The following is a 19,243-nucleotide window of genomic DNA, read 5'->3' as shown; positions in this document are numbered from 1 at the left end:
ATCAGGTTTGGAAAGGTCCATCATGCAACGTCGTTTGGTTCTCAAGCTCGCCGCCCTGCTCGGCGCCGCGTCGCTGTTCGCCGCCAGTGCGGCTCGCGCCGAAGACTCGATCAAGGTCGGCGTCACCGGCGGTCCGCACGCGCAGATCATGGAAGTCGTGAAGACGGTCGCGGCAAAGAACGGTCTGAACATCAAGATCATCGAATTTGCCGACTACGTGCAGCCGAACGCCGCGCTCGCCGCCGGCGATCTGGACGCGAACAGTTACCAGCACGACCCGTACTTGCAGGCGCAGGTGAAGGACCGCGGCTACAAGCTGATCCGTATCGCCGATACGGTCACGTACCCGATGGGCATCTATTCGAAGAAAGTGAAGACGCTCGCCGAGTTGCAGCCGGGCGCGAAGATCGCCGTGCCGAACGATCCGACCAACGGCGGCCGGGCGCTGTTGTTGCTGCAAAAGCAGGGTCTGGTGAAACTGCGCGCCGATGCCGGCCTGAAGGCGACGCCGCTCGACATCGTCGACAATCCGCGCAAATTGAAGATCGTCGAACTCGACGCCGCGCAGATTCCGCGTTCGCTCAACGACGTGGACGCCGCCGCGATCAACACCAACTTCGCGATGGAAGCCGGCCTGAATCCCAAGAAGGACGCGATCGCCGCCGAAGACCCGAAGGGTCCGTACGTGAACATCATCGCGATCCGCGCGGAAGACAAGGACAAGCCTTGGGTCGCCAAGCTCGTCGCGGCGTACCATTCGCCGGAAGTGAAGCAGTTCGTGGCCACGAAATTCGGTGGGTCGGTGATCACCGCGTGGTGATCCGGCATCCCCCATTCGCAGTAAGTCAAACGTAGTAAGACACGACGGCAATGCAAAATTAGAGTCGTAGATCGGGACCCGGGGTTGTCACCCGGGTTTTTTCGAGATTAAAATAGAACGATCGTTCGTTATTGCCGTCACGCCGCTGAGGAGCGATATCCTCCTGCTAGAGCGCCCGCGACGCGGCTGCCGTAAGGGCAGTCGCTATAATGTTCGCTGGGTTGACGTATTCGTAACTTTGGAGCGTGTGCATGAAAATCCTGGTGCCAGTGAAGAGAGTGGTCGATTACAACGTGAAAGTTCGAGTCAAATCGGACGGCACGGGTGTCGACATCGCGAACGTGAAGATGTCGATGAATCCGTTCGACGAAATCGCGGTGGAAGAAGCCGTGCGTCTGCGCGAAGCGGGCGTGGCGACGGAAGTGATCGCCGTGTCGTGCGGCGTGACGCAATCGCAGGAAACGCTGCGTACGGCGCTGGCGATCGGCGCGGACCGCGCGATCCTGATCGAGTCGAACGAAGAACTGCAGCCGCTGGCGGTCGCCAAGCTGCTGAAGGCGCTGGTCGACAAGGAACAGCCGCAGCTGGTCATCCTCGGCAAGCAGGCTATCGACGACGATTCGAACCAGACCGGCCAGATGCTGGCTGCGCTGGCGAATCTGCCGCAAGCAACGTTCGCGTCGAAGGTGGTCGTGGCTGACGGTAAGGCAACGGTGTCGCGCGAAGTGGATGGCGGCGCGGAAACGCTATCGCTGACGCTGCCGGCCGTGATCACGACCGACCTGCGCCTGAACGAGCCGCGCTACGTGACGCTGCCGAACATCATGAAGGCGAAGAAAAAGCCGCTGGAAACGATCAAGCCGGAAGACCTCGGCGTTGATGTGTCGCCGCGCCTGAAGACGCTGAAAGTCGTCGAGCCGCCCAAGCGTTCTGCCGGTGTGAAGGTGCCGGACGTGAAGACGCTGGTCGAGAAGCTGAAGACTGAAGCCAAGGTGCTTTAAGAGAAACGCGGAGACAGACGAAATGACGAATCTGGTTATTGCAGAACACGACGGCGCGTCGATTAAAGCCGCGACGCTGAACACGATTGCCGCCGCGCAGAAGATCGGCGGTGATATTCACGTGCTGGTGGCGGGTCACAACGCGCAAGCAGCAGCGGATGCGGCAGCGAAGATCGCTGGCGTCAGCAAAGTGCTGCTCGCCGACGCACCGCAACTCGAAGCGGGTCTCGCGGAAAACGTCGAAGCGACGGTGCTGACCATCGCGAAGAACTACACGCACATCCTGGCGCCCGCCACCGCGTACGGCAAGAACGTTGCGCCGCGTATCGCCGCAAAGCTCGACGTCGCGCAGATCAGCGACATCACGGCAGTTGACTCGGCCGACACGTTCGAGCGCCCGATCTACGCCGGCAACGCGATCGCCACGGTGCAATCGGCTGACCCGATCAAGGTCGTCACGGTGCGCTCGACCGGTTTCGATCCGGTCGCAGCCGAAGGCGGCAGCGCAGCGGTCGAGAAGATCGACGCAGCGGCAGACAGCGGCATCTCGCAGTTCGTGAGCCGTGAAGTGACGAAGCTGGACCGTCCGGAACTGACGTCGGCGAAGATCATTGTCTCGGGTGGCCGCGGTCTGGGCAACGGCGAGAACTACACCAAGGTGCTCGAACCGCTGGCCGACAAGCTGAACGCAGCGCTCGGCGCATCGCGCGCAGCGGTCGACGCGGGCTTCGTGCCGAACGACTATCAGGTCGGCCAGACCGGCAAGATCGTCGCGCCGCAACTGTACGTGGCGGTCGGCATCTCGGGTGCGATCCAGCATCTGGCCGGCATGAAAGACTCGAAGGTCATCGTCGCGATCAACAAAGACCCGGAAGCGCCGATTTTCAGCGTCGCCGATTACGGTCTGGTGGGCGATCTGTTCACGGTCGTGCCGGAGCTCGTGAGCGAACTCGGCTAAACGCCGCAGCGCCGTCTGCAAGGCGTCTGGCAGCAACAGCGAAGGGCGCGGGACCGATCAAGTCCAGCGCCCTTTTTATATCGAAGACAGGAGGAGAACTGAAATGAGCTATACGGCGCCCATCAAGGACATGCTGTTCGTGATGAAAGAACTGGCCGGTCTCGACGAAATCGCGACGCTGCCGGGCTTCGAAGACGCTAACTTCGAGACGGCCCAGGCCGTGCTCGACGAGTCGGCGAAACTGTGCGGCGAAGTGCTGGCGCCGCTGAACGTCGAAGGCGATCGCAATCCGAGCAGCTGGAAAGACGGCGTGGTCACCGCGACGCCCGGCTTCAAGGAGGCGTTTCGCCAGTTCGGAGAAGGCGGCTGGCAAGGTTTGCAGCATCCGGTTGAATACGAAGGCCAGGGGCTGCCGAAGCTGATCGCCACGCCTTGCATCGAGATGCTCAATGCGTCGAATCTGTCGTTCGCGCTCTGCCCGCTGCTGACCGACGGCGCGATCGAAGCGCTGCTCACCGCCGGCACCGAAGCGCAAAAACAAACCTACGTGCCCAAGCTGATTTCCGGCGAATGGACCGGCACGATGAACCTGACCGAGCCGCAAGCCGGTTCCGACCTGGCGCTCGTGCGCACGCGCGCCGAGCCGCAGGGCGACGGTTCTTTCAAGGTGTTCGGCACGAAGATTTTCATCACGTGGGGCGAGCACGATATGGCGAAGAACATCGCCCATCTCGTGCTGGCGCGCACGCCAAATGCGCCGGAAGGCGTGAAGGGTATCTCGCTCTTTATCGTGCCGAAGTTTCTCGTCAATGAAGACGGTTCGCTCGGCGAGCGCAACGACGTGCATTGTGTGTCGATCGAACACAAGCTCGGCATCAAGGCGAGCCCGACCGCGGTGCTGCAATTCGGCGATCACGGCGGCGCGATCGGGCATCTGATCGGCGAAGAAAATCGCGGCCTCGAGTACATGTTCATCATGATGAACGCGGCGCGTTTCGCGGTTGGCATGCAGGGCGTGGGCGTGTCGGATCGCGCGTATCAGAAGGCGGTCGCGTATGCGAAAGATCGCGTGCAGAGCCGTCCGGTGGATGGCTCCGCGAAGCAGTCGGTCGCGATCATCCAGCATCCGGACGTGCGCCGCATGCTCGCGACGATGCGCGGCCTCACCGAAGCCTCGCGCGCGCTGGCTTATGTGGCGGCAGGGCATTGCGACATCGCGCATCGTCATCCTGACGAAGCGACGCGTGCCGAGCATCAGGCGATTTACGAATTCCTCGTGCCGATCGTGAAGGGCTGGAGCACGGAGCTTTCCATCGACGTGACGAGCCTCGGCGTGCAGGTGCATGGCGGCATGGGCTTTATCGAAGAAACCGGCGCGGCGCAGTACTACCGCGACGCGCGCATTCTGCCGATCTACGAAGGCACGACCGCGATTCAGGCGAACGACCTGATCGGCCGCAAAACCCTGCGCGACGGCGGCAAGGTTGCGAAGTCGCTGCTCGCCGACGTGGCGCGCACGGTCGAAGCGCTCGGCGCGCAACAGGGCCCGGCGTTCGACTCGATGAAGAAGTATCTGGCGCAAGGCCACGACGCGTTGAGCTCGGCGGTGGACTACGTGCTGGCCAATACCAAGGCCGATCCGAACGCGGTGTTTGCCGGCAGCGTGCCGTATCTGAAACTGGCGGGCGTGGTGCTGGGCGGCTGGCAGATGGCGCGTGCGTTGCTGGCGGCCACTCAGAAGCGCGACGAAGATCCGGCGTTTTACGGTGCGAAGATCGCGACCGCGCAGTTCTACGCGGAGCATGTGTTGCCGCTGGCGTCGGCGTTCGAGGCGTCGATTGTCAGCGCGAAGGGCGGCGAGAGCGTGCTGGCTTTGTCGGACGATCAGTTCTGACGTGGTTTGACAACGCATAACGCGTCGGCATGAAAAAAGCGCCCCGAGGGGCGCTTTTTTTCGCGCAGGCAAAGTCCAACGACCCGCCAGCGCAACCGCTCTCGCGAAGCGTGGTTAAACCTTAGGCATAAGCCGGACGATGCGCACCGGCGGTCTCGCCCAGATAGCGATGCACCGACAGATCGTCCGCCTTGATGACCGGTTGCTTACCCGACATCACGTCGGCCAGCAACTGGCCCGAGCCGCACGACATGGTCCAGCCCAGCGTGCCGTGACCCGTGTTCAGGAACAGATTCGGCACCGGCGTACGGCCGACGATCGGCGTGCCGTCCGGCGTCATGGGGCGCAGGCCGGTCCAGAAGCTTGCCTTCGACGTGTCGCCGCCGCCCGGGAACAGATCGTTCACGCACAGTTCCAGCGTTTCGCGACGCGCCTGACGCAGCGATTTGTCGAAGCCGACGATCTCGGCCATGCCGCCCACGCGAATCCGGTCGTCGAAACGCGTGATCGCGATCTTGTAGGTTTCGTCGAGCACGGTGGAGATCGGCGCAGCCGCTGCGTTGACGATCGGCGCGGTGATCGAATAACCCTTGAGCGGGTAGACCGGAATCTTCACGAGGCCGGACAGGAATTTGGTCGAGTACGAACCCAGCGCGACGACGAACGAATCCGCGCGCACCAGTTCACTGCCGCATTGCACGCCGGCAATGCGGTCGCCCGCCATGGCGAGTGCGTCGATCGGCGTGTTGTAGCGGAATTTGACGCCCAGTTGCTCGGCCAGCGCGGCGAGGCGCGTGGTGAACATCTGGCAGTCGCCGGTTTCGTCGCCCGGCAGGCGCAGGCCGCCGGTCAGTTTGTGCGACACGGCGGCGAGCGCCGGCTCGGCTTGCGCGAGTTCGGCCGCCGACAGCAGTTCATACGGCACGTTGGCTTCCTGCAGCACGGCGATGTCTTTCGCGGCGCCGTCGAACTGCTGCTGCGTACGGAACACCTGCAGCGTGCCGCCGGTGCGGCCTTCGTACTGAATGCCTGTTTCGGCGCGCAGCGCCTGCAGGCAGTCGCGGCTGTATTCGGCGAGGCGCACCATGCGGCCCTTGTTCACCGCATAACGCGACGACGTGCAGTTCTGCAGCATCTGCCACATCCATTGCAACTGGAATTGCGTGCCGTCGAGGCGGATCGCCAGCGGCGCGTGCTTCTGGAACATCCACTTGACGGCCTTCAGCGGCACGCCCGGCGCGGCCCACGGCGACGCGTAGCCCGGCGAGATCTGGCCGGCGTTGGCAAAGCTGGTTTCGAGCGCCGGGCCGGCTTCGCGATCGATCACGGTCACTTCGTGACCCGCGCGCGCCAGGTAATACGCGCTCGTCACCCCGACGACGCCACTGCCCAAAACGACGACTCGCATAACTGCTCCGACTGTTCAATAGAGGTTGGATGGGTGCCGCGTGCGTCGATTCGTTGGCATTCATTCGATTCACGAGGTGCAACGCGAGTCGCCCAGTGTTAACCGCTATACTATTAACAGTCAGGTAGGTTTTGTTATTGTATTTTCAAGATTTTCAGCAAATACACCATGCGTACACAGCGCCAACCGGTCCGGTCCCTCGACAAACTCGATCACAAGATCCTGCGCCTGCTGCAACAGGACGGCCGGATGGCCATGAAAGACCTCGCCGAGCAGGTTGGACTGTCGGTCACGCCTTGCATCGAGCGGGTCAAGCGGATGGAGCGCGACGGCGTGATCACCGGCTATCACGCGCGCGTGAATCCGGCTGAACTGGGCGCGGCGCTGTTGGTGTTCGTCGAGATCACGCTGGATCACAAAAGCGGCAACATGTTCGACCAGTTCCGCCGCGAGGTGCAGAAGATCCCCGAGGTGCTGGAGTGCCATCTGGTGTCGGGCGATTTCGACTATCTGATCAAGGCGCGTATCGGCGAGATGGCCGATTACCGGAAACTGCTGGGGGACATCCTGTTGCAGTTGCCCGGCGCCGTGCAGTCGAAGAGCTACGTGGTGATGGAAGAGATCAAGGAAACACTGACGATCGCGGTGGGGGATTAGCCGGCGGTTTAGGCGGTGCTTCACGGCTTGGCGGGACTCGACAAACGGCGTAAACACTGTATATTTATACAGGTGTTTTGCGCCTTTTTTTGTTTTGACCCGCCCTGCGTTCTGCGTGCTCTTCAGCCGTGACCCAATCCGATCCCGACTTCGACTCCGTTCCTGAATTTCCGGTCGCCCCACCGACGCCCCGCAAAGGGCGCGGCGCGGTGACGAATCTGCAAGGCCGCTACGAAGTCGACCAGCGCGAAGCGGTCGACGACGGCTGGCTAGCGGTTTCGGTCCCGGAAGAAGACGACGAAGGCGAGCTCAAAGTCTTGCGCACGCAGGTGTTCGAGGAGCGGGCTAAAACCATCCTCACACGCAATGCGTCGCCGGATATTCCGTTCAGCGTGTCGCTGAACCCGTATCGCGGTTGCGAGCATGGCTGCATCTACTGTTTCGCGCGGCCTACGCATAGTTATTTGGGTTTGTCGCCGGGGCTCGATTTCGAGAGCCGGATCTACGCGAAGATCAACGCGCCGGAACTGCTCGAACGGGAATTGTCGAAGAAGTCTTACGTGCCGGAGCCGATCGCGCTCGGCGTGAATACCGACGCGTGGCAGCCCGTCGAGCGTGACTTGCGCATCACGCGCCGGGTTATCGAGGTGCTGAGCGAGCGCAACCATCCGTTCGCGGCGATCACCAAATCGTCGCTGATCGAACGCGATATCGATCTGCTTGCGCCCATGGCGGCGCGCGGTCAATTCATGGCCGCTATTACCATCACCACGCTGGACTCGGAGATCGCGCGCACGCTCGAACCTCGCGCGGCCACGCCGTCGCGGCGGCTGCGCGCCATCCGCACGTTGAGCGAGGCGGGGATTCCGGTCGGCGTGAGCATTGCGCCGGTCATTCCGTTCGTCACGGAGCCGGACATGGAGCGTGTGCTGGAGGCCTGTGCGGAAGCGGGCGCAAGCAACGCGAGCTATATCGTGTTGCGTCTGCCGTGGGAGGTCGCGCCGCTATTTAAAGACTGGCTCGCGGCGCATTTCCCCGATCGCGCGGACAGGGTTATGAGTCGAGTGCGCGATATGCGCGGCGGCAAGGATTACGACGCGAATTTCGCCACTCGCATGAAGGGCGAAGGTTTGTGGGCGGACCTGCTCAAGCAGCGATTCCATAAGGCCGTGCGCCGCCTGGGATTAAACCGGCGCGATCACGGCATTCTGGATATGTCGCACTTCCGGCAGGTCACGCCGACGCGGGCCGAGCCGCCAGCGCGGGCCAATCCTCAACTGGATCTTTTTTAGCGCCGCGCGCAACCGAAGGGTGGTTACTGGGACAGCGCCTTGGCCGCTTGCACCTGACCTTCGAAATAGGTCTGGAAAGAGATGGCGAGACCGGTCATCAGCAAAAATGCGCCGATCAATAGCGAAAAGATCACGATAAAGATCACCGTCCAACCGGAGCGGCTTTGGCGCTGGGTTTGCGCATTGAATTGCGCGTCCCACTTTTCATCCGGCCGCAGCCCGTAGACGATCGCGGCGAGAAACGCGGAGAGCAGCGAAACGGCGCCGAAAAATGCCAGTACCCAACCGAGCATCGAGGCCCGCTCGCTGGCTACCACCAGCATGGCGCCCGGAATGCCGATCAGCGTGCCGATCAGGTGCGCCCAGCCGTAAATGTCGCGCGTGCCGTAAAGATAGAAGCGGTGGGCGCCGAGACTGCCGAAGAAGAAGGCCAGCGCGGCGGTAATCGTCTTGGATCTGAAGCGCGGGGAAGCCGAAGCAAGGGTGGACATGTAGGCGAGGTTAGAGTGGCGGACGGTAGCGAGCAGTAGCGTGCAGTAGCAGGCGGTCGAAAGATGCGGCGCGCCGAAGGGCGCAGACCGACGCGCATTCTACGCCCGCCCGGTGGCGGCGCACGTTTCAGGACGCCGGCCCTGAATAAATCACGCGATAGACCGCGCCGGCGTAATCGTCGCTGATCAGAAGCGAGCCGTCGGGCATCGGCAACACGTCGGCCGGGCGGCCCCAGACCGCTTCGCCGGGCTGCAGCCAGCCTTCGGCAAAGACTTCCTGGTGAGCGTTGCGGCCGTCCGGGTCGGTGATCACCCGCACAACGCGGTAACCGACCTTCCTGCTGCGATTCCACGAACCGTGCTCGGCAATGAAAATATTGTCCCGATACGCGGCGGGAAACATCGAACCGTTATAAAAGCGCATGCCGAGCGAGGCGACGTGAGCGCCTAGTTTGACCACCGGCGGGGTGAACGCGCTGCACGGATGGTCCTTGCCGAATTCGGGATCGGGTGTGTCGCCGCCATGGCAGTAAGGAAAGCCGAAGTCCATGCCGACTCGCGGCGCGCGGTTCAGCTTGTCGTCCGGGACGTCGTCGCCCAACAGGTCGCGACCGTTGTCGGTGAACCACAGTTCATGCGTCGCCGGATGCCATGCGAAACCGACCGAATTGCGGATGCCGCGCGCGATGACCTCGTAATGGCTGCCGTCCGGGTCCATCCGGCCGATCAACCCGTACCGGTCGCGATCCTTCAGGCACACATTGCAGGGCGCGCCCTGCGGTACATACAGCTTGCCGTCCGGGCCGAACGCGATGAATTTCCAGCCGTGATGCGTTTCCGTAGGCAGGGAGTCGGTAATCACCACCGGCTTGGGCGGATCGTTCAGATGACTGTCGATCGCGTCGTAGCGCAAGATTTTCGACACCGCGGACACATACAGCGCACCGTCCCGCCAGGCCACGCCCGCCGGCATTTCCAGGCCCGAAGCGATGACATGCCGGGCTGTCACGTGGCCATTCTGCAATTCGAGCGCGTAGACGTGACCGTCGAGGCTGCCTATATAGAGAACGCCTTGCGGCGAGAACGCCATGGCCCGCGCGCTGGGCACCGCGTCCGACAGCACCTCGATGCGGAAGCCCGGCGGCAGTTTTATCCGTTCGACCGGCAACGCGGCGAGGGCGCCGAGGGTCTGTCCAGCGAGCAACACGCCCGCAACGGCGTGCACGGTGCTTCGACAACGTAAGGCGCGCGCCAGCAAACCGGCAAACCACACGCGAACGGCAAAAAAGGCGGGCAAAAACGCAATCGGCGGCAGGAGTTTCACAGGCGCTCCGTCAGGTAATTCGGGCGTTTCGGCGGGGTCCGAGGCCCGTTTCAGGATGGGCGGCGCAACCTCGTTCCTCAGTTTATCCCCGTAAGTGTTTGTTATGGCGTCGGTTTCCCGCTATAATCGCGTGTTTCAGTCGTTCCGAACCCCGGTTTTCAAGGATTCTAGTATGGTCATCATCCGCTTGGCTCGTGGCGGCTCCAAGAAGCGCCCGTTCTACAACATCGTCGCAACCGATTCGCGTAACCGTCGTGACGGCCGCTTCATCGAACGCGTTGGTTTCTACAACCCGGTCGCTACGAAGGGTGAGTCGCTGCGTATCGCTCAAGATCGCCTGACGTACTGGCAAGGTGTTGGCGCGCAACTGTCGCCGACCGTCGAGCGTCTCGTGAAAGAAGCGCAAAAGGCGCAGCCGGCTGCTTAATGGTAGCTAGCATGTGTGTCGTCGTCGGTTCGGCCGGCGGCTCGCGCAGTCTGCGTGAGCAGTCCGATGCGCAAAGTGTTTTGCTGAAACAGGCGTCGAAGTTAGCAGCGAGGTTCAATCATGTCTGAGCGTGATTCCGGCAGTTCAGGTCGCGCCAAGGCCACTTCGCGCGCCAAGACGTCTGATCAGGCGCCGTTCGGTGCATTCGTCCGCAAGCCGGTCGAAAAAGCCGAGGGCAAGGCGAAAGCCGATGTCGTACCCGTTGCTTCTGGTGCTGCAGAAATGCGCCCGGAAACGGCGGAAAGCTGGCCGGCCGATTTGGTCGAGGTCGGCAAAATCGTCGATGCTTACGGCCTTAAAGGCTGGGTCAAGGTAGCCGCTCACGCGGATGCCGGGCATGGCGGCGACGCTTTGCTGAGCGCGAAGCGCTGGTGGCTGATGCAAGGCCATGAGCGCAAGTCGGCGCCGTCGTTGCAGGCGAAAACGCACAGCGACAGTGTGGTTGCCCAACTGGGTGGCGTCGCTGATCGTGACGTGGCGCTGGCAATGCGCGGTACGCGTATCTATATCAGCCGCAGCGAATTTCCGGCTCTCGAAGCCGACGAATTCTACTGGGTCGACCTGCTCGGCCTGGATGTGGTGAACGTTGCCGGGGTCCATCTCGGCAAGGTTGCAGACATGATCGACAACGGTGCGCACTCGGTGTTGCGTATCGAATATCCGGCTACCGACAAAAGCGGCAAGCCGGTTACCGGCGAGCGTTTGATCCCGTTCGTTGGCGTCTTTGTCAAAACAGTGGACCAGACGGCCAGGCTGATTACCGTCGACTGGGAAGCTGATTACTAAATCATTCGCTGAACGGAGAGAGCGATGCAGTTCGATGTCGTCACGCTCTTTCCCGACATGTTTCGCGCGCTGACCGACTGGGGTATCACCAGCCGGGCGGCCAAGCAGGAGCGCTACGGGTTGCGTACGTGGAATCCGCGCGATTTCACGACCGACAACTACCGCACGATCGACCATCGCCCATACGGCGGTGGACCCGGCATGGTTATGCTGGCCAAACCGCTCGAAGACGCGATCGGCGCGGCGAAAGCGGCGCAGGCGGAGCAGGGTATTGGCGCTCCGCGTGTCGTGATGATGTCACCGCAAGGCGCTACGCTGAATCACGACCGTGTCATGCAGTTCGCTGCAGAGCCCGGTCTGATCCTGTTGTGCGGCCGTTACGAAGCGATCGACCAGCGTTTGCTCGACCGTGTCGTCGACGAAGAGGTCAGCCTTGGCGACTTCGTGCTGTCTGGCGGTGAATTGCCCGCCATGGCGTTGATGGATGCCGTGGTGCGTCAGTTGCCCGGCGTGCTGAACGACTCGCAGTCGGCGGTGCAGGACAGTTTCGTCGATGTGCTGCTGGATTGTCCGCATTACACGCGTCCCGAAGAATATGACGGCGCGCGTGTACCCGATGTGCTGCTCGGCGGCCATCATGCGGAAATCGAGGCGTGGCGTCGGCGTGAAGCGTTGCGCAACACGCGGAACAAGCGGCCCGATCTGATCGTGAAGGCCAGAAAGAACAAGATGTTGAGCCGTGCCGACGAGGCATGGCTTACGAGTCTCGCGAAGGAAGAGTCGAAGGCGTAAAGCCTGCGGTCTTTCGAGCGGACACCAGGCGGCGCCGCACATGCGTGTACGGCGCCAGATGTGAACCCATCCTCTATCGGGGCCGTAGCGGAGCGTAACAAGGCAACTTGGCGCAAAGCAGGTACGAACGCCGACAAGATGGACCTAGGAGTCAGTGATGAATCTGATTGCAATACTCGAGCAGGAAGAAATTGGCCGCGCCCTCGGCGAGAAGACTATCCCCGCATTCGCCCCCGGCGATACGGTGATCGTCAGCGTGAACGTGGTTGAAGGTACGCGTAAGCGTGTTCAGGCTTACGAAGGCGTCGTGATCGCCAAGCGTAACCGTGGTCTGAATTCGTCGTTCATCGTCCGTAAGATTTCGTCGGGCGAAGGCGTCGAGCGTACGTTCCAGACGTACTCGCCGCTGCTGGCAAGCATCGTTGTGAAGCGTCGTGGCGACGTGCGTCGCGCGAAGCTGTACTACCTGCGCGACCGTTCGGGCAAGTCGGCCCGGATCAAGGAAAAGCTGGTCTCGAAAGACCGCGCTGCTTCCCAAGCGTAAATGCTGTAAGAAAAAGCACCCCTCGCGGGTGCTTTTTTGTTTGCCAGGTCAAAATAGCGGCACGTCCCCTTCCGCCTATTCGAGAGACCCGTTGATCCGCCCCGTCTTTGAGCCCGAAACCTTGCCTGTTGTCGCAACAGGCGCCGATCTGCCGCCGGTGGCCGGCGGGCGTCTCACGCCCGATGGTTTGCGCGCACGGTTCGAGCAGCGTCTTTCGTGGGCGCCCGAGCCGATCATCGAAGCGCCCTGGCGCGATACGCACGTCGATCCCCGTGTTGCCGCGGTGCTGGTGCCGCTAGTGGTTCGCGAGCACGGCCTCACCGTGTTGTTGACCCAACGTGCCGACCATCTGAACGACCACGCCGGCCAGGTGAGTTTCCCGGGCGGCCGTCACGAACCTTTCGATGCCGACGCCACCGCCACTGCACTGCGCGAAGCGCAGGAAGAGGTGGGTCTTGCGCCGTCGCGTGTTGAAATTCTCGGTGCGTTGCCCGACTATCTGACGGGCACCGGATTTCGCGTGACACCGGTCATTGGTCTGGTGCATCCGCCGTTCGCGTTGAAAGCGGATGCGCTCGAAGTCGCCGAAGTCTTCGAGGTGCCGCTCGCTTTTCTGATGGACCCCGCGAATCACGAAGAGCGTATCTTTCGCTACGAAGGCGGCGAGCGCCGTTTCTTCGCGATGCCGTACCCGCGTGCGGCGTCGGCGGAGACGGAGGCGGGTGACGAGAGCGGCAATCCGGTTGGTGGCCACCATTTCATCTGGGGCGCGACGGCGGCCATGCTGCGCAATTTTTATCGCTTTCTTGCGGCTTGAATCGCCGCGGGTTGTGCACTTGTTGGGTGTTTGTCAACGTCCTCGCTCAGTGGCATCCGACCCTGTGCTATCGTTATAAATCAATCGTAAAAACTCGAAAAGCACGGCGCATCGCATGACTTTTTTCTCCGTATTGCTGGCTCTGATCATTGAACAGGTGCGCGCGCTGTCGCCGAACAATCCGGTGTCCGCGCTGCTTCAATACCATGCGGAGTCGGCGGCGCACGGATTCGATGCCGGCAAGCCCAGGCATGGCTTGCTCGCCTGGCTCGTGGTGGTGGTGCCGTGGACGCTGGCCGTCGCGCTCGTCTACTACGTGCTCTATCACATTCACTTTGCGCTCGCGTTCCTGTGGAACGTCGCGGTGCTGTACTTCACGCTCGGCTTCCGGCAGTTCAGCCATTACTTCACCGACATCCACCTCGCGTTGAATAACGACGACGTGCCGCGCGCGCGTGAAATCCTGAATGAATGGACCGGGCTCGATACCGTGGACATGCCCGTCAGCGAAATCGTGCGTCACACGCTGATTCATGCGGTGGTGGCGTCACATCGTCACGTGTTCGGCGTGTTCTTCTGGTTCCTGATTCCGGTCGGCCCGGCGGGCGCGGTGCTGTATCGCATCGCCGAATATCTGGCGCGCACGTGGGCGCGGCCGGTCGACGATCGGACCGCCGCGTTTTCGAGCTTCGCGCAGCGTGCGTTTTTCGTGATCGACTGGTTGCCGGCGCGACTGACGTCGCTGGGCTTTGCGATTGTCGGCAATTTCGAAGACGCGATTTATGCATGGCGCAACCATGCGCGTCAGTGGCCGGATGCTAACGACGGCGTCTTGCTCGCGGCGGGCAGCGGTGCGTTGGGCGCGCGGTTGAGCGGGCCGTTGGCGGAACCCTCCAGCCTCGACGCGCTGACCACCGGTGACGGCGGTCCGATGCAGGTCGGCGACGACTGCACGCCGCGCACGTTGCAATCGGCGGTGGGGCTGGTGTGGCGTGCGGTGGTGCTGTGGATGATTCTGTTGTTGATGCTGACAATCGCGGTGTGGTTGGCTTAACACCCAAGCAAGGTCACGCAAGGCGACTCCAGCGTCACGTAGAGCGTGGAGCATAAAAAAACCGGGCAATCGCCCGGTTTTTTTATTCACTCATTCATTCACCCATCCAACGGATCCCGCGCCGTCCCACACTGCCAGCACACCGTAAACTGCGCCTCGAGCATTTCAGCGCACGCATGGCACCGCCACGAAGGCGACCCCACCGCCGGCCCCCGCGACGCCGCCTCGATCAACCGCCGCGCCATCGCTTCGTCGCGCTCATCCACAAGCCACAATTCAGGCGCGCACTGATCCGCCGGAATATCCCCGAGCGCGCCGTTCAGATACCGGTTGTGCAACTCGCAACGAATACCCGCAGTCTCGAGCAGATTCACCCAGTGCTGTCCGATGATCAGATTCGGCGCGCGCATCAGCCTCATGTCAGCGCACGATCTGACTGGCTTCGTGCACGAGTTGCGCGTACAGCGCATGCCGTTCGTGGCGGATGCTGCCGTCGGCGACCGCTTCGAGAATCGCGCAGCCCGGTTCCTGCAAATGATGGCAGTTATAGAACCGGCAGTTCGCCAGCAGCGGCCTGAACTCGGGGAACGCACGTTCGAGCCGGCCTTCGGTCAGATGATGCAAACCGAATTCCTGGAAGCCCGGCGAGTCGATCAACACACCGCGCTTGCCGCTGCCACCGAGATCCGGCAACGGATAAAGCCGCGTGAACGTCGTGGTATGACGGCCGCTGTTCAACGCGGTCGAGATTTCGCGCGTGGCGACTTCGGCGTCCGGAATCAGCAGATTCACCAGCGTGGATTTGCCCATGCCGGACTGGCCGAGCAGCAAGGTGGAATGCCCCTGCAGATGTTCGGTCAAGACAGCGAGGGCCGCCTCGGGCTGCGTCCGGATCGACACTTCCACGACCGTGTAGTCGAGCGCCCGATACGATTCGAGCCGCTTGCGCGCGCCCTCGAGTTCGGCAGTCACATCGGTCTTGTTCAGCACGATCAGCGGCTTCAACTCGTTCGCTTCGGCCGCGACCAGCGCGCGCCCGAGCAGGTCTTCGCTGAAGCGCGGTTCGGTGGCGAGCACGATCAGCAGTTGATCGAGATTCGCCGCAAAGAGTTTCGACTTGTACTGATCCGAGCGATACAGCAGATTGCGCCGTTCGCCGATCTCGACGATCACGCCTTGATCGGCCGAGGTCATTTCGTAAAGCACGCGATCGCCCACCGCGACTTCGCTGCGCTTGCCGCGCGGGAAGCACTGGAGCATCGGGCCGCCGTCTTCCGGCGCAACCAGGTAGTGACGGCCATGCGCGGCGATCACGAGGCCGCCTACGCGCGTGGCGGACGGGGCTTGCTTGGCCTTCGGGGAGCGGCCGCTCATGCGTGACGCAACAGTCGGTCGATCCGCTGCGACGCCGGCGGATGCGAGTAATAGAACGCGGTGTAGAGCGGATCGGGCGTCAGCGTCGACGCGTTGTCCTCATACAGCTTGACGAGCGCGTTGACGAGATCTTGCGCATCGGTTTGGGTCGCGGCGAACGCGTCCGCTTCGAACTCGTGCTTGCGCGAGCTGAGGCTGCCGAGCGGCGTGACGAAGAACAGGAACACCGGCAGCGCGAGGAAGAACAGCACCAGCGCCAGACCGCTATTGCCGCCGATCAGCGACGGCCGCACGCCCAGGCCTTCGTAGAACCACACGCATTGGGAGAGCCAGCCTAGCAGGGCGAGCATCGCGAGACTGATCACAAACGTGACGAGCATCCGCTTGATCACATGACGGCGCTTGAAGTGGCCGAGTTCGTGCGCGAGCACGGCTTCGATCTCGTTGCCCGACAGACGCGCGAGCAGCGTGTCGAAGAACACGATGCGCTTGGCCGCGCCGAAGCCGGTGAAGTACGCATTGCCGTGCGCGGAGCGGCGGCTGCCGTCCATCACGAACAGGCCCTTGGCGGCGAAACCGCAGCGCTGCATCAACGCTTCGATCCGGCTTTTCAGCGCTTCGTCCTTGAGCGGTTCGAACTTGTTGAAGAGCGGCGCGATAAACGACGGATACAGCACCAGCACGAGCATCTGGAACGCCACCCACACGACCCAGGTCCACAGCCACCACAGGCTGCCGGCCTGGTTCATCAGCCACAGCACGACGAACAGCAGCGGCAGGCCGAACGCGGCGCCGAGCAGCACGCCCTTCAGACGGTCGACGAAGAAAATGCCCTTGCTCATGCGGTTGAAGCCGAAGCGCTGTTCGACCACGAACTGCCGGTAGTAGTCGAACGGCAGATCGATCACGCTGGTGATCGCGATCACCGCCGCGACCAAAGCGATCTGGCCGGTGTAGCTGCGGCCGAGCCAGTCGGAGATCGCCAGATCGAGCGCCTGCACGCCGCCGAGCAGCGTGAGGCCGACCAGCACGGCGGCGCTGACGACGATCTCGATCATGGTGAGGCGAGTACGCTCGACGGTGTAGTCGGCAGCGCGCTGATGCGCGGTGAGGGCGATGGTGCCGGCAAACTGGCTCGGCACCTGCTCGCGATGGCCGGCGACGAAGCGGATCTGCCGCGACGCGAGCCACAGTTTGGTGCCGACCATCGCCACGACGGCGACGACGAACAGAACGGTGAAGTACAGGGTAGGCATCCGGGGATTCCGTGGTATCTATGCGAGAATTATATGTTTCTTCCCGCCTCGCGGCGGGGCATAAGGCCAAACGCGGGCCAAACTGGCCCAAACGCTTCAAACCAATCTCAAACGAACATTCGCCGTGGCAGGCGCGCGGGTTGCACGCCGTCTGTCTGGCCATCAAGGTTGCCCTTCATGACTGACATCCTCGCATCCACCGACCAGCCGCTCGTGCGTAGCGACATGAATCTCGTCTGGCTGGACATGGAAATGACCGGGCTCGAGCCCGATTCCGACCGCATCATCGAAATCGCGGTGGTGGTGACGAATTCGACGCTCGACCGCCTGGTCGAAGGTCCGGTGCTGGCGATTCATCAGAGCGACGAGACGCTCGCCAGGATGGATCAGTGGAATCAGAACACGCATGGCCGCTCGGGCCTGATCGACCGTGTGAAGGCTTCCACGGTCAGCGAAGCCGACGCCACCGAGCAGATTCGCGAGTTCCTGGGCGCTTATGTGCCGCCGGGCAAATCGCCGATGTGCGGCAACTCGATCTGCCAGGATCGCCGCTTCATGGCGCGCTGGATGCCGGATCTGGAGCGCTTCTTCCATTACCGCAATCTCGACGTCAGCACGCTGAAGGAATTGTGCCGCCGCTGGCAGCCGGCTATCTACAAGGGTTTCCAGAAGCGCGCCATGCATACGGCGCTGGCCGATATTCACGAGTCGATCGACGAGCTGAAGTACTACCGCGAGCACTTCCTGATTCCGGCGTCGGCGGATGCGGCGGGCGCTGGGGAATAACGGGCGGGCTTTTCGCTGCGCCCGCGCATGCTTCCGCTTCCGGAAGGAGAGGGCGCAGTTCGTTGACTGCGCTTGACTCGTACTGGCTCAGACCTACGCGATTAAGCTCAAGCTTCGGCTTGAGTGCGCAAAACCGGGCATCGACCTAAGGCTGAGGCGGGATCCAGGCCCACCTTTACCCTTGCTTCGGCGCCCGCAACGCGTTTTTCGGCCGGAACGCCTTCACCACGTCGGAATGGGTTTCCACATACGGACCGCCGATCAGATCGATGCAATACGGCACCGCGGCAAAAATACCCGGCACCTTCACCGCACCGCTTCCGCCGCCTGCATCCGCATCGCGCAAACCTTCCAGCGTTTCCTTGATCGACTTCGGCTGACCCGGCAGATTGATGATCAGCGCCGCGTGCTCCGCCGTTTCGCGAATCACCGCCACCTGGCGCGACAGAATCGCCGTCGGCACGAAATTCAGGCTGATCTGCCGCATCTGCTCGCCGAAACCCGGCATTTCCTTGGTGGCGACCGCGAGTGTCGCTTCCGGTGTCACGTCGCGGCGCGACGGACCGGTGCCGCCGGTGGTCAGCACCAGATCGCAGCCCACTTCGTCGACCAGTTCGATCAGCGTGGCTGAAATGGTGGCCGCGTCGTCCTGAATCAGGCGCGTGACGATCTGCCACGGCGAACTCAGCGCCGCGCCGAGCCATTCCTGCAGCGCCGGAATACCTTTGTCTTCGTAGACGCCAGTGGACGCGCGGTCGCTGATCGACACGAGGCCGATCACGATCTCGTCCGCATGCTGCCGCGTCGCACGCTCCACTTGTCCCGCCTTGTCCGACCGATTACTCGTCGTGGTCGTCATCATCGTCTTCCAAGGCGTCGTCAGCGTCGGAATCGGTCGCGGCGGACGGGCCGTCGGCGTTCTTGATCCACTTGAACAGTTCGCGGAAGTAACGCGGTGGTTTGCTCTGCTGCGCTTCCTTGCGAGCATTGCGGATCAGCGTGCGTCCCTGCTGCGGATCGGCGTTCGGGTGCTGGCGGATGAACTCGGTCAGCGCGGCGTCGTCGGCGAGCAGTTTTTCGCGGGTGCGTTCGATCCAGTGAAGTTTCGCCGTTTCCGCCTTGTTGACGCCGTTGTAGGTGTCGAGCGCGGTGCGCAGCGCGGCGGTTTCGTCGTCCAGCAGCGAGCGCATCACGCGCCCGACGTATTGCACCTGGCGGCGCTTGCCTTCGTGATCGGTGATGCGGCGCGCTTCGCGCACGGCATCGTCGAGCTTTTCGGGCATCGGCATGCGCTTGAGCGCGTCTTTCGGCAAGGCGATCAGCGCCATGCCCAGTTCCTGCAGCTCATGCATGTCGCGCTTGAGCTGGGACTTGCTGGGACGGTCGTAACCGTTCTCGTCGATTTCCGGCTCGGCGGATTCGATGGGTTGAATGCGGGTTTTGCGTGTCATACCGATATTGTAGCGTGCCGCGCCCGTCGAACCGGCCGTCCTGGCGCGCGC

At 62.4% G+C, this 19,243-nt stretch carries 21 protein-coding genes; 13 read left to right on the top strand and 8 right to left on the bottom strand.

Going from position 1 to position 19,243, the window contains the following annotated elements; all coding sequences use genetic code 11:
• Nucleotides 1-22: 22 nt before the first annotated feature.
• The 4 genes from HWY05_RS13025 to HWY05_RS13010 all read left to right on the top strand — a co-directional run bounded on the left by HWY05_RS13025 (nt 23) and on the right by HWY05_RS13010 (nt 4,673).
• Nucleotides 23-820 (top strand): MetQ/NlpA family ABC transporter substrate-binding protein, encoded by a 798-nt coding sequence (locus HWY05_RS13025; protein ID WP_176058620.1) that lies wholly within the window; start codon nt 23-25, stop codon nt 818-820.
• 251 nt (nt 821-1,071) lie between these two features.
• Nucleotides 1,072-1,821 carry an electron transfer flavoprotein subunit beta/FixA family protein gene (locus tag HWY05_RS13020; RefSeq protein WP_035547528.1) on the top strand — a complete coding sequence of 250 codons (750 nt, stop codon included), beginning with the start codon at nt 1,072-1,074 and terminating at the stop codon, nt 1,819-1,821.
• Between the two features lie 22 nt (nt 1,822-1,843).
• Nucleotides 1,844-2,779 carry an FAD-binding protein gene (locus HWY05_RS13015; RefSeq protein ID WP_035547525.1) on the top strand — a complete coding sequence of 312 codons (936 nt, stop codon included), beginning with the start codon at nt 1,844-1,846 and terminating at the stop codon, nt 2,777-2,779.
• A gap of 103 nt (nt 2,780-2,882) precedes the next feature.
• Nucleotides 2,883-4,673, top strand: coding sequence for an acyl-CoA dehydrogenase (locus HWY05_RS13010; RefSeq protein WP_176058619.1), 1,791 nt, complete (start codon nt 2,883-2,885; stop codon nt 4,671-4,673).
• A gap of 121 nt (nt 4,674-4,794) precedes the next feature.
• On the opposite strand, the gene HWY05_RS13005 is transcribed toward HWY05_RS13010, so the two are convergent.
• On the bottom strand, nt 4,795-6,081 hold the full coding sequence (locus tag HWY05_RS13005; protein WP_176058618.1) for a D-amino acid dehydrogenase: 1,287 nt from the start codon (nt 6,079-6,081) through the stop codon (nt 4,795-4,797).
• Nucleotides 6,082-6,249: 168 nt separating this feature from the next.
• Here HWY05_RS13005 and HWY05_RS13000 point away from each other — a divergent pair, with 168 nt between their 5' ends.
• Both HWY05_RS13000 and HWY05_RS12995 read left to right on the top strand, forming a co-directional pair.
• Nucleotides 6,250-6,738 carry an Lrp/AsnC ligand binding domain-containing protein gene (locus tag HWY05_RS13000; protein ID WP_035547518.1) on the top strand — a complete coding sequence of 163 codons (489 nt, stop codon included), beginning with the start codon at nt 6,250-6,252 and terminating at the stop codon, nt 6,736-6,738.
• 128 nt (nt 6,739-6,866) lie between these two features.
• A complete protein-coding gene (locus HWY05_RS12995) occupies nt 6,867-8,030 on the top strand; it encodes a PA0069 family radical SAM protein (protein WP_176058617.1) in 1,164 nt (387 codons plus the stop codon).
• Nucleotides 8,031-8,053: 23 nt separating this feature from the next.
• Here the strand turns inward: HWY05_RS12995 and HWY05_RS12990 are convergent, their stop codons facing one another.
• Together HWY05_RS12990 and HWY05_RS12985 are read right to left on the bottom strand one after the other, a co-directional pair.
• A complete protein-coding gene (locus HWY05_RS12990) occupies nt 8,054-8,521 on the bottom strand; it encodes an NINE protein (RefSeq protein WP_035547513.1) in 468 nt (155 codons plus the stop codon).
• A gap of 127 nt (nt 8,522-8,648) precedes the next feature.
• Entirely contained in the window at nt 8,649-9,845 is a 1,197-nt protein-coding gene (locus HWY05_RS12985; RefSeq protein ID WP_176058616.1) for a sorbosone dehydrogenase family protein, read from the bottom strand.
• A 172-nt stretch (nt 9,846-10,017) separates the two neighbouring features.
• On the opposite strand from HWY05_RS12985, the gene rpsP reads away from it, so the two are divergent.
• The 6 genes from rpsP (at nt 10,018) to HWY05_RS12955 (ending at nt 14,325) form a co-directional block, all read left to right on the top strand.
• Nucleotides 10,018-10,272 (top strand): 30S ribosomal protein S16, encoded by a 255-nt coding sequence (gene rpsP, locus HWY05_RS12980; protein ID WP_006050280.1) that lies wholly within the window; start codon nt 10,018-10,020, stop codon nt 10,270-10,272.
• A 120-nt stretch (nt 10,273-10,392) separates the two neighbouring features.
• On the top strand, nt 10,393-11,118 hold the full coding sequence (gene rimM, locus HWY05_RS12975; RefSeq protein ID WP_176058615.1) for a ribosome maturation factor RimM: 726 nt from the start codon (nt 10,393-10,395) through the stop codon (nt 11,116-11,118).
• 24 nt (nt 11,119-11,142) lie between these two features.
• Nucleotides 11,143-11,910, top strand: coding sequence for a tRNA (guanosine(37)-N1)-methyltransferase TrmD (trmD, locus tag HWY05_RS12970; protein ID WP_176058614.1), 768 nt, complete (start codon nt 11,143-11,145; stop codon nt 11,908-11,910).
• Between the two features lie 157 nt (nt 11,911-12,067).
• On the top strand, nt 12,068-12,454 hold the full coding sequence (rplS, locus tag HWY05_RS12965) for a 50S ribosomal protein L19 (RefSeq protein ID WP_035547504.1): 387 nt from the start codon (nt 12,068-12,070) through the stop codon (nt 12,452-12,454).
• A 91-nt stretch (nt 12,455-12,545) separates the two neighbouring features.
• The gene (locus tag HWY05_RS12960; RefSeq protein WP_035547499.1) at nt 12,546-13,271 is read left to right on the top strand and encodes a CoA pyrophosphatase; all 726 of its coding nucleotides are present in this window, start codon (nt 12,546-12,548) and stop codon (nt 13,269-13,271) included.
• Nucleotides 13,272-13,386: 115 nt separating this feature from the next.
• Nucleotides 13,387-14,325, top strand: coding sequence for a CobD/CbiB family protein (locus tag HWY05_RS12955; protein WP_176058613.1), 939 nt, complete (start codon nt 13,387-13,389; stop codon nt 14,323-14,325).
• Between the two features lie 98 nt (nt 14,326-14,423).
• Here the strand turns inward: HWY05_RS12955 and HWY05_RS12950 are convergent, their stop codons facing one another.
• The 3 genes from HWY05_RS12950 to HWY05_RS12940 are packed head-to-tail and all read right to left on the bottom strand — an operon-like array spanning nt 14,424 to nt 16,955.
• The gene (locus HWY05_RS12950) at nt 14,424-14,744 is read right to left on the bottom strand and encodes a DUF2007 domain-containing protein (protein ID WP_176058612.1); all 321 of its coding nucleotides are present in this window, start codon (nt 14,742-14,744) and stop codon (nt 14,424-14,426) included.
• 1 nt (nt 14,745) lies between these two features.
• The gene (rsgA, locus tag HWY05_RS12945; protein WP_176058611.1) at nt 14,746-15,699 is read right to left on the bottom strand and encodes a ribosome small subunit-dependent GTPase A; all 954 of its coding nucleotides are present in this window, start codon (nt 15,697-15,699) and stop codon (nt 14,746-14,748) included.
• Nucleotides 15,696-16,955, bottom strand: a complete 1,260-nt coding sequence (locus HWY05_RS12940; protein WP_176058610.1) for a M48 family metallopeptidase — start codon at nt 16,953-16,955, stop codon at nt 15,696-15,698. Before HWY05_RS12940 ends, rsgA begins: the two co-directional genes overlap by 4 nt.
• Nucleotides 16,956-17,132: 177 nt before the next feature.
• Between HWY05_RS12940 and orn the strand changes: the two genes are divergently transcribed.
• The gene (gene orn / locus HWY05_RS12935) at nt 17,133-17,741 is read left to right on the top strand and encodes an oligoribonuclease (RefSeq protein ID WP_035547487.1); all 609 of its coding nucleotides are present in this window, start codon (nt 17,133-17,135) and stop codon (nt 17,739-17,741) included.
• A 175-nt stretch (nt 17,742-17,916) separates the two neighbouring features.
• On the opposite strand, the gene mog is transcribed toward orn, so the two are convergent.
• Nucleotides 17,917-18,603 (bottom strand): molybdopterin adenylyltransferase, encoded by a 687-nt coding sequence (mog, locus tag HWY05_RS12930; RefSeq protein ID WP_244146604.1) that lies wholly within the window; start codon nt 18,601-18,603, stop codon nt 17,917-17,919.
• A complete protein-coding gene (gene yjgA, locus HWY05_RS12925; protein WP_035549351.1) occupies nt 18,581-19,192 on the bottom strand; it encodes a ribosome biogenesis factor YjgA in 612 nt (203 codons plus the stop codon). The genes mog and yjgA overlap by 23 nt, the downstream gene beginning before the upstream one ends.
• Nucleotides 19,193-19,243 lie beyond the last annotated feature (51 nt).

It is taken from the genome of Paraburkholderia sp. BCC1876 (assembly GCF_902833695.1).
GTDB lineage: Bacteria > Pseudomonadota > Gammaproteobacteria > Burkholderiales > Burkholderiaceae > Paraburkholderia.
The sequence above is the reverse complement of the archived record's forward strand: the minus strand, read 5'-3'. Positions and strand labels throughout refer to the sequence as shown.

Excerpts from the sequence above, each read along its gene's own strand:
- HWY05_RS12940 (WP_176058610.1), bottom strand. The coding sequence starts at position 16,955 with ATGCCTACCCTGTACTTCACCGTTCTGTTCGTCGTCGCCGTCGTGGCG.
- rimM (WP_176058615.1), top strand. The coding sequence starts at position 10,393 with ATGTCTGAGCGTGATTCCGGCAGTTCAGGTCGCGCCAAGGCCACTTCG.
- HWY05_RS13025 (WP_176058620.1), top strand. The coding sequence starts at position 23 with ATGCAACGTCGTTTGGTTCTCAAGCTCGCCGCCCTGCTCGGCGCCGCG.
- HWY05_RS12950 (WP_176058612.1), bottom strand. The coding sequence starts at position 14,744 with ATGAGGCTGATGCGCGCGCCGAATCTGATCATCGGACAGCACTGGGTG.
- rplS (WP_035547504.1), top strand. The coding sequence starts at position 12,068 with ATGAATCTGATTGCAATACTCGAGCAGGAAGAAATTGGCCGCGCCCTC.
- trmD (WP_176058614.1), top strand. The coding sequence starts at position 11,143 with ATGCAGTTCGATGTCGTCACGCTCTTTCCCGACATGTTTCGCGCGCTG.
- HWY05_RS13015 (WP_035547525.1), top strand. The coding sequence starts at position 1,844 with ATGACGAATCTGGTTATTGCAGAACACGACGGCGCGTCGATTAAAGCC.
- HWY05_RS13020 (WP_035547528.1), top strand. The coding sequence starts at position 1,072 with ATGAAAATCCTGGTGCCAGTGAAGAGAGTGGTCGATTACAACGTGAAA.
- rsgA (WP_176058611.1), bottom strand. The coding sequence starts at position 15,699 with ATGAGCGGCCGCTCCCCGAAGGCCAAGCAAGCCCCGTCCGCCACGCGC.
- rpsP (WP_006050280.1), top strand. The coding sequence starts at position 10,018 with ATGGTCATCATCCGCTTGGCTCGTGGCGGCTCCAAGAAGCGCCCGTTC.
- HWY05_RS13010 (WP_176058619.1), top strand. The coding sequence starts at position 2,883 with ATGAGCTATACGGCGCCCATCAAGGACATGCTGTTCGTGATGAAAGAA.
- HWY05_RS13005 (WP_176058618.1), bottom strand. The coding sequence starts at position 6,081 with ATGCGAGTCGTCGTTTTGGGCAGTGGCGTCGTCGGGGTGACGAGCGCG.
- yjgA (WP_035549351.1), bottom strand. The coding sequence starts at position 19,192 with ATGACACGCAAAACCCGCATTCAACCCATCGAATCCGCCGAGCCGGAA.
- HWY05_RS12955 (WP_176058613.1), top strand. The coding sequence starts at position 13,387 with ATGACTTTTTTCTCCGTATTGCTGGCTCTGATCATTGAACAGGTGCGC.
- HWY05_RS13000 (WP_035547518.1), top strand. The coding sequence starts at position 6,250 with ATGCGTACACAGCGCCAACCGGTCCGGTCCCTCGACAAACTCGATCAC.
- mog (WP_244146604.1), bottom strand. The coding sequence starts at position 18,603 with ATGATGACGACCACGACGAGTAATCGGTCGGACAAGGCGGGACAAGTG.
- HWY05_RS12990 (WP_035547513.1), bottom strand. The coding sequence starts at position 8,521 with ATGTCCACCCTTGCTTCGGCTTCCCCGCGCTTCAGATCCAAGACGATT.
- orn (WP_035547487.1), top strand. The coding sequence starts at position 17,133 with ATGACTGACATCCTCGCATCCACCGACCAGCCGCTCGTGCGTAGCGAC.